The organism is Mariniluteicoccus flavus, assembly GCF_054776655.1.
This window is the reverse complement of the sequence record NZ_BAAHBN010000006.1, coordinates 184,225-199,051: the sequence shown is the minus strand read 5'-3', so window position 1 is coordinate 199,051 and position 14,827 is coordinate 184,225. Positions and strand designations below refer to the sequence as shown.

The 14,827-nt window shown below is 69.1% G+C and carries 15 protein-coding genes; 12 read left to right on the top strand and 3 right to left on the bottom strand.

The window, feature by feature from the left end; translation table 11 throughout:
* Positions 1 to 2: 2 nt before the first annotated feature.
* The gene (locus ACYVAG_RS11910) at positions 3 to 1,025 is read right to left on the bottom strand and encodes a prenyltransferase/squalene oxidase repeat-containing protein (RefSeq protein WP_460769935.1); all 1,023 of its coding nucleotides are present in this window, start codon (positions 1,023 to 1,025) and stop codon (positions 3 to 5) included.
* A gap of 463 nt (positions 1,026 to 1,488) precedes the next feature.
* Here ACYVAG_RS11910 and ACYVAG_RS11905 point away from each other — a divergent pair, with 463 nt between their 5' ends.
* The gene (locus ACYVAG_RS11905; RefSeq protein ID WP_460769934.1) at positions 1,489 to 2,391 is read left to right on the top strand and encodes a hypothetical protein; all 903 of its coding nucleotides are present in this window, start codon (positions 1,489 to 1,491) and stop codon (positions 2,389 to 2,391) included.
* A 181-nt stretch (positions 2,392 to 2,572) separates the two neighbouring features.
* Here the strand turns inward: ACYVAG_RS11905 and ACYVAG_RS11900 are convergent, their stop codons facing one another.
* Positions 2,573 to 3,745: a hypothetical protein gene (locus tag ACYVAG_RS11900; RefSeq protein WP_460769932.1), complete on the bottom strand. Its 1,173-nt coding sequence runs from the start codon at positions 3,743 to 3,745 to the stop codon at positions 2,573 to 2,575.
* Positions 3,746 to 3,882: 137 nt separating this feature from the next.
* Between ACYVAG_RS11900 and ACYVAG_RS11895 the strand changes: the two genes are divergently transcribed.
* The 5 genes from ACYVAG_RS11895 (at position 3,883) to ACYVAG_RS11875 (ending at position 8,273) form a co-directional block, all read left to right on the top strand.
* Positions 3,883 to 4,986: a serine/threonine-protein kinase gene (locus ACYVAG_RS11895; RefSeq protein WP_460769930.1), complete on the top strand. Its 1,104-nt coding sequence runs from the start codon at positions 3,883 to 3,885 to the stop codon at positions 4,984 to 4,986.
* A gap of 48 nt (positions 4,987 to 5,034) precedes the next feature.
* Positions 5,035 to 5,574 (top strand): DNA-binding protein, encoded by a 540-nt coding sequence (locus tag ACYVAG_RS11890; RefSeq protein WP_460769929.1) that lies wholly within the window; start codon positions 5,035 to 5,037, stop codon positions 5,572 to 5,574.
* A gap of 97 nt (positions 5,575 to 5,671) precedes the next feature.
* Positions 5,672 to 5,962: a hypothetical protein gene (locus ACYVAG_RS11885; protein WP_460769927.1), complete on the top strand. Its 291-nt coding sequence runs from the start codon at positions 5,672 to 5,674 to the stop codon at positions 5,960 to 5,962.
* A 50-nt stretch (positions 5,963 to 6,012) separates the two neighbouring features.
* On the top strand, positions 6,013 to 6,867 hold the full coding sequence (locus ACYVAG_RS11880) for a hypothetical protein (RefSeq protein ID WP_460769925.1): 855 nt from the start codon (positions 6,013 to 6,015) through the stop codon (positions 6,865 to 6,867).
* A gap of 467 nt (positions 6,868 to 7,334) precedes the next feature.
* Positions 7,335 to 8,273 (top strand): PRC and DUF2382 domain-containing protein, encoded by a 939-nt coding sequence (locus ACYVAG_RS11875; RefSeq protein ID WP_460769924.1) that lies wholly within the window; start codon positions 7,335 to 7,337, stop codon positions 8,271 to 8,273.
* A 182-nt stretch (positions 8,274 to 8,455) separates the two neighbouring features.
* On the opposite strand, the gene ACYVAG_RS11870 is transcribed toward ACYVAG_RS11875, so the two are convergent.
* Positions 8,456 to 8,977, bottom strand: coding sequence for a MarR family winged helix-turn-helix transcriptional regulator (locus ACYVAG_RS11870; protein ID WP_460769922.1), 522 nt, complete (start codon positions 8,975 to 8,977; stop codon positions 8,456 to 8,458).
* Between the two features lie 134 nt (positions 8,978 to 9,111).
* Here ACYVAG_RS11870 and ACYVAG_RS11865 point away from each other — a divergent pair, with 134 nt between their 5' ends.
* The 6 genes from ACYVAG_RS11865 to ACYVAG_RS11840 all read left to right on the top strand — a co-directional run bounded on the left by ACYVAG_RS11865 (position 9,112) and on the right by ACYVAG_RS11840 (position 14,766).
* Complete coding sequence (locus ACYVAG_RS11865; RefSeq protein ID WP_460769920.1) at positions 9,112 to 10,383, top strand: cupin domain-containing protein; 1,272 nt, start codon at positions 9,112 to 9,114, stop codon at positions 10,381 to 10,383.
* Positions 10,383 to 11,219 carry a hypothetical protein gene (locus ACYVAG_RS11860; RefSeq protein ID WP_460769918.1) on the top strand — a complete coding sequence of 279 codons (837 nt, stop codon included), beginning with the start codon at positions 10,383 to 10,385 and terminating at the stop codon, positions 11,217 to 11,219. The genes ACYVAG_RS11865 and ACYVAG_RS11860 overlap by 1 nt, the downstream gene beginning before the upstream one ends.
* A gap of 110 nt (positions 11,220 to 11,329) precedes the next feature.
* The gene (locus ACYVAG_RS11855) at positions 11,330 to 11,941 is read left to right on the top strand and encodes a DUF4333 domain-containing protein (RefSeq protein ID WP_460769916.1); all 612 of its coding nucleotides are present in this window, start codon (positions 11,330 to 11,332) and stop codon (positions 11,939 to 11,941) included.
* A 120-nt stretch (positions 11,942 to 12,061) separates the two neighbouring features.
* Positions 12,062 to 12,649 (top strand): hypothetical protein, encoded by a 588-nt coding sequence (locus tag ACYVAG_RS11850; protein ID WP_460769915.1) that lies wholly within the window; start codon positions 12,062 to 12,064, stop codon positions 12,647 to 12,649.
* A gap of 149 nt (positions 12,650 to 12,798) precedes the next feature.
* Positions 12,799 to 13,974, top strand: coding sequence for a fumarylacetoacetase (gene fahA / locus ACYVAG_RS11845; RefSeq protein WP_460769913.1), 1,176 nt, complete (start codon positions 12,799 to 12,801; stop codon positions 13,972 to 13,974).
* A gap of 195 nt (positions 13,975 to 14,169) precedes the next feature.
* On the top strand, positions 14,170 to 14,766 hold the full coding sequence (locus ACYVAG_RS11840) for a hypothetical protein (protein WP_460769912.1): 597 nt from the start codon (positions 14,170 to 14,172) through the stop codon (positions 14,764 to 14,766).
* Positions 14,767 to 14,827 lie beyond the last annotated feature (61 nt).

The following is a 14,827-nucleotide window of genomic DNA, read 5'->3' as shown; positions in this document are numbered from 1 at the left end:
CCTCAGCGCGACGCGTCCCACCACTCCAACACCCGCAACGCTGTGAACGTCAGCCACGGCGAGGGCTGCCCGGCGTCGACGTCGATCTGACACCACGCCCGCCCCTCGTGCCGCAGCTGCTGGCGCCACGTGCCGTCCGCCTGCCGCTGCTGGCGGATGTGCTCGACCGCCGCTTCCATCCGCGGATCCGGCCCCACGCCGTCATGCAGCGCCGCGGCGCGGAAGTGGTCCGCCGCCCGGATCACGCTGTAGTACCGGAACGGGTACGCCCAGTGCGTGGCCCACGGCGTGTGCACCTCGCCGGTGGTGCGGCTCCGCATGAGTTCCCTCTGCAGCAGGTATTCCTGCGCCCGGTGTCGCGCCTCCACCAGCGCCGGTGTCGCGCCGGTACGCGCCTCGTGGTCCAGAAGGCCAACCAGCGTGTTGAGCGTCGAGTGGAAGGACGCTCGCTGCGACCCCTCCACCCAGTCGCAGTTCCACCCGCCCTCGGCCATCTGGTGCTCCACGAACCAGGTCTCCAGCCCGGACACGTCCCGTCCCAGCCACGACCCGTTGGCCAGCGTCCCCGCATTGATGCAGGCATCGACCTCGCCCTCCCAGAACGGGAGGTCGTCATACTCCCACCGGCTGTTCGCCTCCAGGAGCGATGCCGTGTCCTCGCGCAACGCGTCCGGCTCCACCCCCCACTCCCGGAGCGTCAGCAGCGACCAGTAGGTGGCCGTCCATGGCTGCCCGGGTTCCTGGTGGGCCGGCCCCTCCGCCCCCGGCTGCAGGTCGCCGGGGAAGAACGCCCCACCGTCCCACTGCCCGTCGGGGTCCTGGTGGCCGATGATGACGGCAGCACATCCCTCATGGGGTACGCGGGACCGGGTTTCCTGCCCGATCTCCTCGGGCGCGTCCATGAGGTCGCGCTCCACCTGCCAGCGCAGGGCTGCCTCCCCCTGCAGCAGCCACGCGATGACGTCGACGCGGGCAGGGGATGCGGGCGCCAGAGTGTTCGCCGCCTCGGCGGAGGAAGGGGTCATGGAACCAGCGTCGCCAATGCGTAGCCCGCCACACAAGACCCGGGGGCCCAACTGGGGGGACACAGTGCTGCTCCGGCCAGGCAGTTCGAGGCCACGTGAGCGGGACAGATCGCTCATCAGTGACGATCTCGAGGCCCAGAACGGGCGCGAGATCGCCACTGATGAGCGAAAAGTCACACCGCGCCCCGAGTGGCCCGACTCCAGCTCGCTCGGAGAACATGGACATCAAGGAGATCTCATGAAGATCGGATGGATCTCCTCGACCCTTTCCACGGTTATAACCCGCCGAACATCTCCTGCCAAGGGACAATCTTCGAGACCCTCAGCGCCTCATTTTGCGGTGGCTTCCTCAATTGGGATCCCCTCCAGCATTCCGATAATTTGACTCACTCATTTGATGCCGCTTGTTCGATAGCCCACCATTTGGGTTCCCCTTATTAGTTGGCCCACCCAGCCTTCGCATGTGGACCTCTTCGAGCCTATAAAGTTCTTTGCCCGGGCCGGCGTGGCCAAGGACGTCGAACTCGAAATCCGCATTCGGATGGGCCTTAACGTAATCCCCCTGCCTCGCGAGGAAGCGATCTGCGCGAGGCGCCTGGCCCACATAGGGCTTTATCCCACCAAAAGGGTCCCTTCGCAATCATCCCATACCCCATGGCGAACTAGTCTCTGGTCCATGGACAGCGAAGGCGAAACTGCGACCCTAGAGTGGCGCATCGACTGGCAGGCAGATCGTGGACTCCCGGGCCTGAGCCCCCTGATCAACGGCCGCGACCTGGCTGCCGAGAGCGAGGGGTTCGGCCTCCATCCCTGGACACTCATGCCTTCAACAGGAACACCGGCACATCCCATCGCGGCCAATCACCTCTGGGCGGTACACCCCGAACCGTCCCGCGTCCTCGTGCTCCGCTGCACGTGTGGCGACCTGGGATGCTCCCCGCAATGGGTCACCATCAGTGCCGCCGACGATCATGTCCTGTGGGACCTCCACGAGACACGCTTGGCCCCTCCCACCCGGTACGCCTTCGAGCGCGAGACCTACGACACCGCCCTGACCCACATGCTCACAGATCACAATTGGGAGACCCCGAGCCACCGACTGGGGCGCCTGGTTCGCATAGCCCTCTCTCAAGACGACACCGCCGATGCCCACATCCACTGGGAAGGAGCTGCCGTGCGCAGGGATGGCGACGTGATCGTTGCAGCCACGCGGGGTACACGAACCGAGGCACTCCGCGTAGCGGCCCCACAAGATCACGAAACCATCGACCAAGCCCACGCACGGGCCACAGCCATCGCCGACGAACTCAGGAGAAACTTGGACCAGCCTGAGCCCGAGAACTACCCGCGGCTGTCAACGCTTTAGTGCGGAATCACTGGCTGAGGGAGACGCTGCGGGCGCATCCTGCTCGAAACCAAATGAGTGGGACAGATCGCTCGTCAGTGACGATCTCGAGGCCCAGAACGGGCGCGAGATCGCCACTGATGAGCGAAAAGTCACATCGCGCCCCGAGTGGCCCGACTCCAGCTCGCTCGGAGAGCGTTCCCTACGCCCGTGACCGCGACCAGACCACGCCCGACGCGATGAGCATCAGCGATCCCGCGATGCCGAGGCCCACGGCCGCATACCGCTTGACCGGCGTCGCCGCCGCCTTCGGTGCGCCCCCGCCCTCGACCTCGCCCTCGAACTTCGGGACGCCCGTAATGTCACCGGCCACGTCGATCGTCAGCGTGTAGGAGAAACTCACCGGCTTCCCGAACGGCTTCTCCGGCACCCCGACCACGATCAGGTGCTTGCCGGCCATGAACGACGACTTGCCCGACTTCGCGTACGACCGCCACACCACCGGTGCCGCCACCGCCGCGCGGCGCCCGGTCTCGGAGCTCAGCGACACCTCGGCCTCGGCGACCTCGTTCAGCGTCGGGCCGAGGATGTTCATCTGCAGCGCCGGATATTTGTCGCGCACCGCCTGCATCTCCGGCGTACGCGTCGTCTGGCCCTGCACCGCGAGCGTCTGGCCCCACCCCACGTCGACGACGAAGAACTGCGGCTTCGACGTCGTGATGTCGAGCCGATAGCTGTGGCCGTGCTGCACCGGCGCAGGCTCGGTGATCGTCGCCCCCGGCGTGACCTTCCCCTCGGTCCCCTGCGGCAGTTCCTTGTTGCTGCTCTTCGGGAGCGCGGTCGGCAGCTCCTCGAGGTTCGTGACGCGCGGTACGCGGGTGACACGCAGCAGGACCGGCGCCTCCTTCTTCGTCGACGTCATCGAGTCGAGGTCATAGCGCTCCAGCTGGGCGGTCACCTGCTGCTGCTGGGGGCAGGTCTCCATCGCATTGGCACCGCTCGCCACGACCGCGCGCCCGTCGGAGCCCGTCGAGTTGCCCGACCCCGTCGAGCACGTCTCGTATTTCCCCGCCTCCGTCGTGATCGACACCCCGTCCGATCCGATATCCGGCACGCTCATCGCGGCCCCGAAGAACACCGACGACGCGAGGTCGGGCCGCTCGACGCGGTAGTGGCGCGTCATCGCCGACTTGTTGCTGACCGACCCCAACACGTCTACCGAGTCACCCAGGGGCAGCACCGGAGCCTGCTCCCGGCCCTCGGTCCCGCGTACGGTCGGCGGGGCGGCGGCCGCGAAGGGCGCGTACGCCACCCCACAGCCCAGCCACATCGTGGCGGCGGCGCCCAGGGCGGCGAGGCGGGTCGATCGGGTCACCCGGCCATTGTCGTCACTGGGGGGCCATGGCGCCAAGCAGCGGCGCGAGGGCTTCGACTCGCTTCGCTCACTCAGCCAACGTGATTCGACTCGCTTCGCTCACTCAGCCAACGTGACTGGCGTGGCATCCTTGCCCCATGGGTGAGGTGTTCGGCGGCCGCTATGAACTGGTGGACAACATCGGCGCGGGTGGCGCCGGCACCGTCTGGCGCGCCTGGGACCACAAGGAGCAGCGCTATCGGGCCGCGAAGCTGCTGAAGCAGTCCGACGCGGCGTCACTGCTGCGCTTCATCCGCGAGACCGGCCATCGCATCGAACACCCCCACGTCTGCGCGCCCCAGTCGTGGGTCGGCGAGGACGACCAGATCCTGTTCACGATGGACCTCGCGACCGGCGGTTCGGTCTCGACCATGGTCAAGGACTACGGCCCGCTGCCCGACTGGTGGGCGCTGATCGTCACCGACCAGCTGCTGCAGGCGCTCGAGGCGATCCACGAGCGCGGCCTGATCCATCGCGACATCAAGCCCGCCAACCTCCTGCTGGCCGCGACCGGCGCCGGCCTGCCCGACGTGCGCCTCGCCGACTTCGGCATCGCCGCCCACGAATCCGACCCTCGACTCACCCACACCACGGAGGTCGTCGGCACCCCCGGCTACATGTCCCCCCTCGCCCGCATGGGCGTCGACCCCGAGCCCGCCCAGGACCTGTACGCGGCCGCGGCCGTGCTCGCCGAGATGCTCACGGCTCGGCGGCCCCGCGAGACCGACCCGCCCGTGGACCTGTCCGCGGTCGCCCCCGACGTACGCGGGTTCGTCGAGCGCCTGTGGGCCGACTCGGGCCACGGGTTCGCGTCGGCGTCCGAGGCGCGCGCGGCCCTGCGTACGCTGCGGGCCACGACCGATCCGCGCAGCCACCCCGTGGAGGTCTTCGACCAGGTCGGCGACCTGCCGCCCGGCTGGGGCCCCGGCGGGTCCGCCCACCCGCGCGCGTTCGGCACCCCCAACACCCCCGCCACGCAGGGGCTGCAGCGGCAGGGCGCGTTCCCGAACACCCCGCCGACGTTCACCGGGGCCGGGTTCCCCGTGACGGGCCCGCACACCGTGGGGCAGCCCGCGTACGCCACCGGGTCACACGCCGTCGAGACCACGGCCGACACCCGGCGTACGCCGATCGCGGTGCCCCTCCTCGCGGGCATGGGGATGATCTGCCTCGTGGCGGCCCTCGTGCTTGCTACGGTCTGAAACGTTCCGCCGCGGGCGCCCCGGCCCGCGGAGTTCATCGAGTGAGGAATGATGCAGCAGAGCGTGGACGATGAGGTCACGGCAACGCGGGCGCGCCAGATCGAACTCTATGGCGAGCCGCTCCAGACCGTGCTCGGCCGCTGCGCCACCTCCCTCCAGCTGACCCAGGCCCGGGTCTCGGAGCTGCTCGGGGTCTCCGCGCCCATGCTGTCGCAGCTGATCAACGGCCGCCGCATCAAGATCGGCAATCCCGCCGCCGCCCAGCGCCTCCAATGGATGACCCAGATCGCCCAGCAGGTCGAGGCCGGCGAGCTCGCGCTGCCCGAGGCCCTCGCCCAGTTGCAGGCCAACGCCGACAACCAGGACGTGTTCCACGGGCCCACCACGACGACGGGAAGGCGTACGCGCCCGCTGGGCGCGGAGATCCAGGAGATCTGCCGGGAGACCGCGGGCGCGGGCGAGTGGCTGGACGCCGCCGCTCTGGTCGCCGAGCGTCATCCCGACATCGCGGAATTCCTGCGCGTGTTCGGCGCGGAGCGGGCCGATCGGGCCATCGCGTACGCGGACCGGGTCCACGCGAAGGGCTGACCCGACCCCCCTGTGATGTAGGTCACAGTTGGCGCTATTGTCCTCTTCTAAGTATGGCCACCACGGCACGCGCGACTCCGAACCAGGGAGGACTGCAATGACCCATCACAGCCACGACCGCGAGGGCGGACTGCCCGGCGACCGCGATCACGACGGCAAGCCGAACGCACTCGGCCGCAACGACCACGACGGTCCCACGACCGGGCACGACTCCGGCCACGACAGCCGCGACGCGATCCGCAAGCTGACGAGCTCGACGGTCTATGACCGCGACGGCGACAAGGTCGGCTCGGTGGGTCAGCTGTTCCTCGACGCAAGACCGGCAAGCCCAGCTGGGTCACGGTCAACACCGGCCCCTTCGGCAGCAAGGAGACGTTCGTCCCCCTGAACGGCGCCCAGCACTCCGAGGGCGAGATCCGCCTGCCGTTCGAGAAGGCCGTGATCAAGGACGCCCCCTCCCGCGATGTCGGCGACCACCTGTCGCCCGACGACGAGGAGGACTCGCTCTATCGCCACTATGGGCTGCCGACGAATGACGGCGACCATGACGACCGCGGACGCGACCATGATCGTCACGAGGGCGGGCTGATGGGCGACCGCGACCACGACGGGCGCCCGAATGCCCTGGACCGCGACGGCCGCGACGGCGGTCGGGGCGGCATGGGCACGGCCGCGTCCGCCGGGGCGGCCGGGGCCGCTGGCGGTGCCGCGATGGGCCAGCGCCGCAACCGACTGCGCCGCCACGAGAACGACGGCTTCGGCGGCGGCCAGGGTGGCATGGGCCAGGGCGGGATGCAGCAGCCCGGGATGCAGCAGGGTGCCATGGCGGCCGGCGGCATGCAGCAGGGCGGCATGCCGCCGGGCGGTCAGGACCCCTACCAGGCGGGCTTCGAAGCGGGCCGACAGCAGGCTCAGCAGGGCGGCATGCAGCAGGGAATGGGCCAGCCGGGGATGAACCAGCAGGGCATGAACCCGCAGGGGTTTGACCAGCAGGGCATGAACCAGCAGGGCATGGGTCAGGGCTATGACCAGCAGGGTGGCTTCAACCAGCACCCCCAGCAGGGCGCGGCCGGTCACCAGCAGGGCTATGACCAGGGCGTGCAGCAGCAGGGGGGCCTGAACCAGCAGGGCCAGGCGTACGACGACGACCGCGGACCGGGCCACCAGGGCGGAACCCCGCAGCAGGGTGGCGTCGCCGGAGACCGTGACGGCGATGGCGATGGCGACCGCGACCTTCGCGACCAGATGGGCGATCTTCGCGACGGCACCAACCGCCACGGCGATCAACGCTGATCCTTCGCAGCATCCACAGGGGGCCGGGCAGTTCAACTGCCCGGGCCCTCCCCTTTCACCAAACCCCCACCGCGACGACCAGACCCAGGTTCGGTCCACGAAACCCCCGGTATTGCGGAGGTTCGCTCGACCATCCAGGGGTTTGCTCGACCATCCAGGGGTTTGCTCGACCATCCAGGGGTTCGCTCGACCATCCGAGGGTCTGCTCGACATCTCGGCCCCCCATCCAGCCCTCGCCAAGGCGACACCGCGGCGCAGTGTCACGAACAGATCACGGGAATTCCCTTGTGAACAAGCAAATCTCGAACAGATAACGGTACCGTGGCCAACTCACCAGTAACCCCCATCCCCACCCCGCCGCAGCGACTGTGACGCACGTCGCTACACTCAGAACACCGAGAAGTCGACAAACCCATTCGGGAGGGTCGAGGACTCTCACACCAATGCCACACGCAAAGGAGATCCGCATGACCACGAACCAGAACATCGATGCTCTCGTCAACTCGACGGTCTATGACCGCGACGGCGACAAGATCGGTTCGGTCGGCCAGCTCTACCTGGACGACAACACCGGCCAGCCGAGCTGGGTCACCGTTTCGACCGGCTTCTTCGGCACGCAGGAAACCTTCGTTCCGCTGAAGGATGCGACGATCTCCGGCGACGAGGTGCGCGTTCCCTACGAGAAGTCCTTCGTCAAGGACGCCCCGAACGTCGACGTCGACCAGCACCTCTCGCCCGCCGAGGAGGAGGAGCTGTATCGCTACTACAAGCTCGAGGGCGGCACGGCCGGCACGCACGACCGTGACCACGACCGTACGCGTACCGCTGCCGCCGGCACCGCCGGTACGGCTGGCACCGCCGCCACCGCTGGCACCCACGACCGTGACTTCGATCGCGATCGCACCGCCGGCACCGACCGCGACCACGACGGCAAGGAGTCGCTCGTCGCCCACGAGGAGCGCCTCAACGTCGGCACCGAGCGTCGCGAGGCCGGCCAGGCCCGCCTGCGCAAGCATGTCGTCAACGAGACCCAGCGCGTCGAGGTCCCCGTCCAGCGCGAGGAGCTCCACGTCGAGCGCGAGAAGCTGAGCGGTGACCGCGCCTCGAACCACACGATCGGCAAGGACACCACCGAAGAGACGATCACCCTCCACGAGGAGCGCCCGGTCGTCGAGAAGGAGACCGTCGCCACCGAGCGTGTGAACGTCGGCAAGGAGACCGTCACCGACACGGAGACGGTCCAGGCCAACACCAAGCGCGAAGAGATCGAGGTCGACACCGACGGCACCGGCACCCGTGGCACCACCGGCCGCACGGGTGACCGCGACGGCGACGGCGACCGCGACCTGAAGGACAAGATCGGCGACAAGCTCGATCGCGACAACGACGGCAAGATCGGTCGCTGACGGGTTCCACCCCCAGCAACCCAACGAGGGCCCCGGAGAAATCCGGGGCCCTCGTGGCGTTGGTGGCTTCGACTCGCTGGCGCTCGCTCAGCCAGCGTGAACAGGGCGCGCTCGCTCAGCCAGCGTGAACAGGGTCCGCGCACTCAGCCAGCGTGAACAGGGCGCGCTCGCTCAGCCAGCGTTCAGTCGCGTTCGTTCACCGCGAACCCCGGCCGCGACACCAGCTTGTCGAGCAGCGCGATCAACGTCGCCCGCTCCGCGGCATCGAGCGCCCCCGCCCACTGGCGCTCCCGGGCGTTCTGCTCCGCGTACACCTCTTTGATCTCCACCAGACCGTTGCCCGTGAGGGACAACAGCACGCCGCGGCCGTCGCCGGGATCCGGGCGCTTGGCGACCACCCCCGCCGCGACCAGCGGGCCGGTGAGGTTCGACGTCGCCGCGCGGCTCTGGCCCGTCAACCGCGCCGCCTCCTTCGACTCCAGCTCGCCGGACAGCCAGAGCACGAACATCAGCCGGTACGCGGCCCAGCTCCGCCCGCGCGGGCGGTGGACGGTGGCCTCCAGGTCATAGGTGACGGTGCCCGACGCGCGGTTCAGCGCCAGCAGCAGGCGCGTGGCCTCGGGCTCGGCCGGCCCCACCTGGCCGTCGACGAGACGGGCGCGGGCGCGCTCGACGAACGCCCAGTACGCCGGCTGTTCGGTCACCTGTCCTCCTCCTTGAGTCGGCTCCGAGTTGCCTCAGTGTGACAGATGTCGCACTTGCGCAACTGTGAGCCGCGTCATACGCTCATACACACCTTTATCATCCGCACCGTTGCGGACGACCGGCAGGAGCTCCCGTGCCCCACTACCGCGCCCTCGGCGCCATTCCCCCGAAGCGCCACACGCAGCACCGCACACCCGAGGGTGACCTCTACTACGAGGAGCTCATGGGCGAGGAGGGGTTCTCGTCGGACTCTTCCCTGCTTTATCACCGCCACCTGCCGTCGGCGATCGTCGCCTGCGAGGTCTGGGAGGTGCCCGACCAGCGCACCACGCCGAACCACCCGCTGATGCCGCGCCACCTGAAGCTCCACGAGCTGTTCGGTGAGGACACCTGGGCCGACACCGACGTCGTCACCGGCCGTCGCCTGATCCTCGGCAACCCTGACGTGCGCCTGTCCTACGTCGTCGCCAAGAAGGAGTCCCCGCTCTATCGCAGCGCGATCGGCGACGAGATGGTCTATGTCGAGTCCGGCACCGCGCGGGTCGAGACCGTCTTCGGCGCGATCGAGGCGGTCGAGGGCGACTACGTGTGCATCCCCCGCGCCACGACGCACCGCTGGGTGCCGACTGGCGAGGCGCCGCTCCGGGCGTACTGCATCGAGGCCAGCTCCCACATCGTCCCGCCCCGCCGCTATCTGTCGAAGTTCGGCCAGCTGCTCGAGCACGCGCCGTTCTGCGAGCGCGACCTCCACGGCCCGACCGAGCCGCTGCTCGCCGAGGGCACCGACGTGCCGGTTCTCGTGAAGCACTCGGGCTCGACCGGCATCGTCGGCACGAAGATGGTCTATCCGAACCACCCGTTCGACGTGGTCGGCTGGGACGGCTGCCTCTATCCGTGGAAGTTCAACATCGCCGACTACGAACCGATCACCGGCCGCGTCCACCAGCCGCCGCCCGCCCACCAGGTGTTCGAGGGCAACAACTTCGTCATCTGCAACTTCGTGCCGCGCAAGGTCGACTACCACCCGCTGGCGATCCCGGTGCCCTACTACCACTCGAACGTCGACTCCGACGAGATCATGTTCTACTGCGGCGGCGACTACGAGGCGCGCAGGGGTTCCGGCATCGGCCAGGGCTCCATCTCGATCCACCCGGGCGGCCACGCGCACGGGCCGCAGCCGGGCGCGTACGAACGGTCCATCGGGGTCGAGTTCTTCGACGAGCTGGCGGTCATGGTCGACACCTTCCGCCCGCTCGAACTGGGCGAGGGCGCCCTGGCGTGCGAGGACCCCGCGTACCCCTGGACCTGGTCGGGACGCGGCCCCGAGTCCGTCGCGACCACGGCCAGCGGCCTGGTCGACGGCTCGGACGCCGGCACGTCGGACGGCGGGGTGGAGGAGTTCTGATGGACGTCCCCGTCCTGTACGCCCGGCTCTGCGACGACGCGGCCATCTTCCCGCCCGGACTGAAGCCGCTCGATCGGGCGGTTCCGGACCACCTCACCCACCGGCGATCCGGCCACCGCGACCTCGTCGGCCCGCTGGTGGTGTCGGCGGCCGCGGTCGGCGAGCTGCCCGCACTGACCCGCCACGGGATCGCCGACGGCGACCTCCCGCTGTCGGTCGTCGTGCCGTCGCCGGGCCGCGTACGCGAGGTCGCGGAGCTGGTCTTCGACGTCCCCGCGGCGATGCTGGTTGCGCTCGAGGTCGTGCCCGACGCGGAGGCGAGCGGGGCGGCGACGGTGGCCGAGCTGGAGGCGCAGACCGAGGGGTTCACCGTGGTCGACGTGTTCGTCGAGGTTCCGCGCGACTCGCGGCGGGCCGGGTTCGTCGAGGCCCTGGCCGGCACGCGCTTCAAGGCCAAGTTCCGCACGGGCGGGGTGAGGGCTGACCTCTATCCCGACGAGGACGAGCTGGCATCCTCGATCGCGCTGGCCGTGGGTCATGGCGTGCCGTTCAAGGCGACCGCCGGCCTCCACCACGCGTTGCGCAACACCGACCCCGAGCGCGGTTTCGAGCAACACGGGTTCCTCAACCTGCTGTGGGCGACCGAGCGCGCGCTCGAGGGCGACCAGCCCGGCGTACGCGCGGCCCTGGCCGAACGGGACGGGCCGACCGTCGTGGCGGCGTTGCGGGACCTCGACGACGCGCGGGCCGCGCGCGTACGGGCGGCGTTCACGTCGTTCGGCACCTGCAGCATCGACGAGCCGCGGGACGAGATGATGGCCCTCGGCGCGCTCTAGGCTGGGGAGCAGGCGTTCCGGAGCATTTGCATTTGGAACATTGTGAAGCCTCCTCGCGTCGAAGGATCGTTCCGCAGCACCCCGCACGGACGTCGTCCCAGGAGATCTCCATGAAGAAGCTCGTCCTCGTCCCCGCCGCCATCGCCTCCGCCTTCGCCCTGAGCGCGTGCTCGTTCTCGTTCACCACGGCGAAGGTGAAGGCGTCCGACATCCAGACCAAGGTGTCCACCGAGATCAAGGCCCAGACGGGCAAGGACGCGAGCGTGTCCTGCCCCGGTGACCTCGAGGGCAAGGTGGGCGCAACCCTCACCTGCCAGGCCGCGGTGAACGGCAGGACCTATCCGGTCAACATCAACGTGACCGAGGCCAAGGGCACCGACATCAGGTATGCGTGGAAGCTCGACACCAGCGGCGACAAAACCGCGGCGCCCAAGCCGACCCCGACGCAGGAGGCGACGCCGACGTCCCCGCCGACCTCGGGCTCATCGACCAGCGACTCGGTGCCCGCGGAGAAGCTCGAGGAGTGGGTCAAGGAGGACGTGGTCCAAAAGGACGCGAAGTACGCCGATGCCGTCGTCGCCTGCCAGGGCGCCCTCAGGGCGAAGGTCGGCGCCACGCAGGAGTGCCGCGTCACCCATGGCAGCGGGACCCTGCTCTACACGGTCACGGTGACCGGTGTCGAGGGACGAACGGTGAAGTATTCGCTGAAGGAGCACGGCTGAGCCACATCGTCCGGATTGATTGTTTGCAATCGGGAACCTGAGTGAACTTCTGGTGCGTCAGAGGGGTGTCCGGCCGATCCGGCCGGCGCCCCTCTTCACCGAAGCGACAAGGAGCACCCGATGTCCCCCCTCACGACCGCCCGCCGTCCCCTCGCCGCCCTCGCCCTCACCCTGTCCGCCGGCTTCGGCCTCGCCGGCTGCGCCTCCATCCCCGGCGTGACCTTCGCCGGCCCCCCGTCGGTCTCGCCTCCGGTCAGCCCCTCCACCTCGCCCGCCACGCCCCCGGCGGGCGAGGACCCCACGAGGGAGCCCTCCAGCGAGCCGACCCCCGCACCCACCCGTACGCGGGCGACCACGTCCCCCAGGCCGTCGACCAGCACCAGCACGCGGCCGTCGACCAGCACCCGACCCACGTCGAGCACCGCCCCCAGCCGCACCCCCTACAACCCGACCCCCGATGACGACGAGGTCAAGAACGGCTACGTCCCCAAGGCGTCTGTCGAGGTGAAGATCCAGGCCATGATCAAGGAGAAGACCGGCAAGTCGGCCTTCGTCCAGTGCCCCGGCAACCTCGCGGCGAAGGTGGGCGAGTCGATGGTGTGCGACCTCAAGCGCCTCGACGGCCAGGCGGCCAGCGGCCGCTTCGAGCTCAAGGTGACGGCGATCGAGGGCCGCCGCGTGAACTACAGCGTGCGCTCGCTCGGGTGACCCCGCGTACGCCGGGCCGCTGTATCAGCGAGGTCACATGGGTGGAACTACAGGCGTGTGAGTTATCCCCCGGTTGTGGACAGATCTGTGGATAACTGCCGGGACCGATCGTCCACTACGCTCCGAGACACCATCACGAAGGAGTGACCGTGACCACGATCGACATCCCCGCCGGTTCGCTGTTCGGCCTGGCCAACCTGCCGTACGGCGTCTTCTCCCCCGCCGACGCGGAGCCGCGGGTCGGCGTACGCGTGGGCGACCACGTCGTCGACCTGCACGCCCTGTTCGACGATCCCGACTTCGCCCAGCCGTCGCTGAACGCCTTCATGGAAGGCGGCTACGAGCGGTGGGTCGAGGTGCGGCGCCAGATCCACGAGCGTGTTACGGAAGACCTGCCGGACGACGCCGTGCATGCGGTCGCCGAGGTGCGGCTGCACATGCCGATCGAGGTGGCCGACTATGTCGACTACTACGCCTCGGAGAACCACGCTTCGAACCTCGGGCGCCTGTTCCGGCCCGACTCGGAGCCGCTGATGCCGAACTGGAAGCACCTCCCGGTGGGCTATCACGGGCGCTCCGGCACCGTCATCGTCTCCGGCACTGACATCACCCGTCCCTGCGGCCAGGCCAAGGCGCCGAGCGAGGCGGCCCCGACCTACGGACCGTCGAAGCGCCTCGACATCGAGGCCGAGATGGGCTTCATCGTCGGCACCGGCTCCGAGCTCGGCGAGCAGATCGGCACCGGCAGCTTCGCGCGCCACGTGTTCGGCGTCGTGATCGTCAACGACTGGTCGGCGCGCGACATCCAGGCCTGGGAATACGTGCCGCTCGGCCCCTATCTCGGCAAGTCGTTCGCCACGTCGATCTCCCCGTGGGTCGTGCCGCTGCTCGCGCTGGAGGAGGCGCGCGTACGCACCCCCACGCAGGACCCGACCCCCCTGCCGTACCTGCAGGAGCACGAGCCCTGGGGCCTCGACATCAATCTCGCGGTGGAATGGAACGGTCAGGTCGTGTCCCGGCCGCCGTACGCCTCCATGTATTGGTCTCCCGCACAGATGCTCGCCCACATGACCGTCAACGGTGCCGCCGCGCGCACCGGCGACCTGTTCGCGTCGGGCACGATCTCGGGACCGGAGAAGGACCAGCGTGGCGCGTTCATCGAGTTGACGTGGGGCGGAAAGGAGCCCGTCACGGTCAACGGCGCGGAGCGGACGTTCCTGCTCGACGGCGACGAGATCGCCATCTCGGCCACGGCGCCGGGCGCGGGTGGCGAGCGGATCGGCTTCGGCGAGGTGCGTACGCGGATCCTGCCGGCGAACGACTGACCCGAGGGTCAGATTCCCCGGTCGTTGACGTCACCCCGGGTGGTTGCCCGGGTGATATGTGCAACGCGGCTCTCGAGAACCTGTGAGTAGGTTGAGAAGGACCTATCTTCATGTAAGAATCCTCGTGCAAGTGTGCTCACGCACGCGGGGGACGTCGGGGCGCGGTGCTCCGGGACCCGACATGAAGGAGAACGAATGAACATCGCACGTAAGGCTTTCGCCGCCGCTGCCATCGCCGGTCTCGGCATGGCGGGCCTCGCTGCCACTGCGCAGGCCGCCCCTCCGGCCAAGCCGCGCGCCTTTATCGCGGACTTCCGGGGCACCTCGATCAGCCCCGCCGTCGTGACGTATGAGGCTGGCGCCTTCTACACGATCAACGGCAACCTGCACGTCGAGGCGAACTCCGCGACGCCCGCCCCGAACGCCAAGGTCACCTTCAACACCGCCCCCGGCAACGGTGCCTTCACCTGCTCCGCCTCGGGCGTCACCAACGGCGGCACCGTCTCCGGCGGCACCATCACCTGGGCCTCGCTGCCGGTCGGCACGACCGACGCCAAGTTCGTGATCCGCTGCACGTTCAACCGCGCTCCTGCCGCCCCCATCTATGAGGACGTCAAGCTCACGGCCGCGGGTGCCGAAGGCGTCGGCACCTACAAGTACACGATCGATGGCAACCTCGCGACCCCGAAGCCCACGACCACCGCGAAGCCCACCGCGAAGCCCACGTCCAAGCCGACCACCCCGGTCAAGGACAAGGACTCCAACGGCGGCCTCGCCAAGACGGGCTTCTGAGCCAGTCACCGCACCACAGCACCGCCCGAGGGCCGGTGGAAGGGAGACCTTCCGCCGGCCC

Excerpts from the sequence above, each read along its gene's own strand:
- ACYVAG_RS11860 (WP_460769918.1), top strand. The coding sequence starts at position 10,383 with ATGGACGTCCCCGTCCTGTACGCCCGGCTCTGCGACGACGCGGCCATC.
- ACYVAG_RS11875 (WP_460769924.1), top strand. The coding sequence starts at position 7,335 with ATGACCACGAACCAGAACATCGATGCTCTCGTCAACTCGACGGTCTAT.
- ACYVAG_RS11850 (WP_460769915.1), top strand. The coding sequence starts at position 12,062 with ATGTCCCCCCTCACGACCGCCCGCCGTCCCCTCGCCGCCCTCGCCCTC.
- ACYVAG_RS11855 (WP_460769916.1), top strand. The coding sequence starts at position 11,330 with ATGAAGAAGCTCGTCCTCGTCCCCGCCGCCATCGCCTCCGCCTTCGCC.
- ACYVAG_RS11895 (WP_460769930.1), top strand. The coding sequence starts at position 3,883 with ATGGGTGAGGTGTTCGGCGGCCGCTATGAACTGGTGGACAACATCGGC.
- ACYVAG_RS11840 (WP_460769912.1), top strand. The coding sequence starts at position 14,170 with ATGAACATCGCACGTAAGGCTTTCGCCGCCGCTGCCATCGCCGGTCTC.
- ACYVAG_RS11885 (WP_460769927.1), top strand. The coding sequence starts at position 5,672 with ATGACCCATCACAGCCACGACCGCGAGGGCGGACTGCCCGGCGACCGC.
- ACYVAG_RS11890 (WP_460769929.1), top strand. The coding sequence starts at position 5,035 with ATGATGCAGCAGAGCGTGGACGATGAGGTCACGGCAACGCGGGCGCGC.
- ACYVAG_RS11910 (WP_460769935.1), bottom strand. The coding sequence starts at position 1,025 with ATGACCCCTTCCTCCGCCGAGGCGGCGAACACTCTGGCGCCCGCATCC.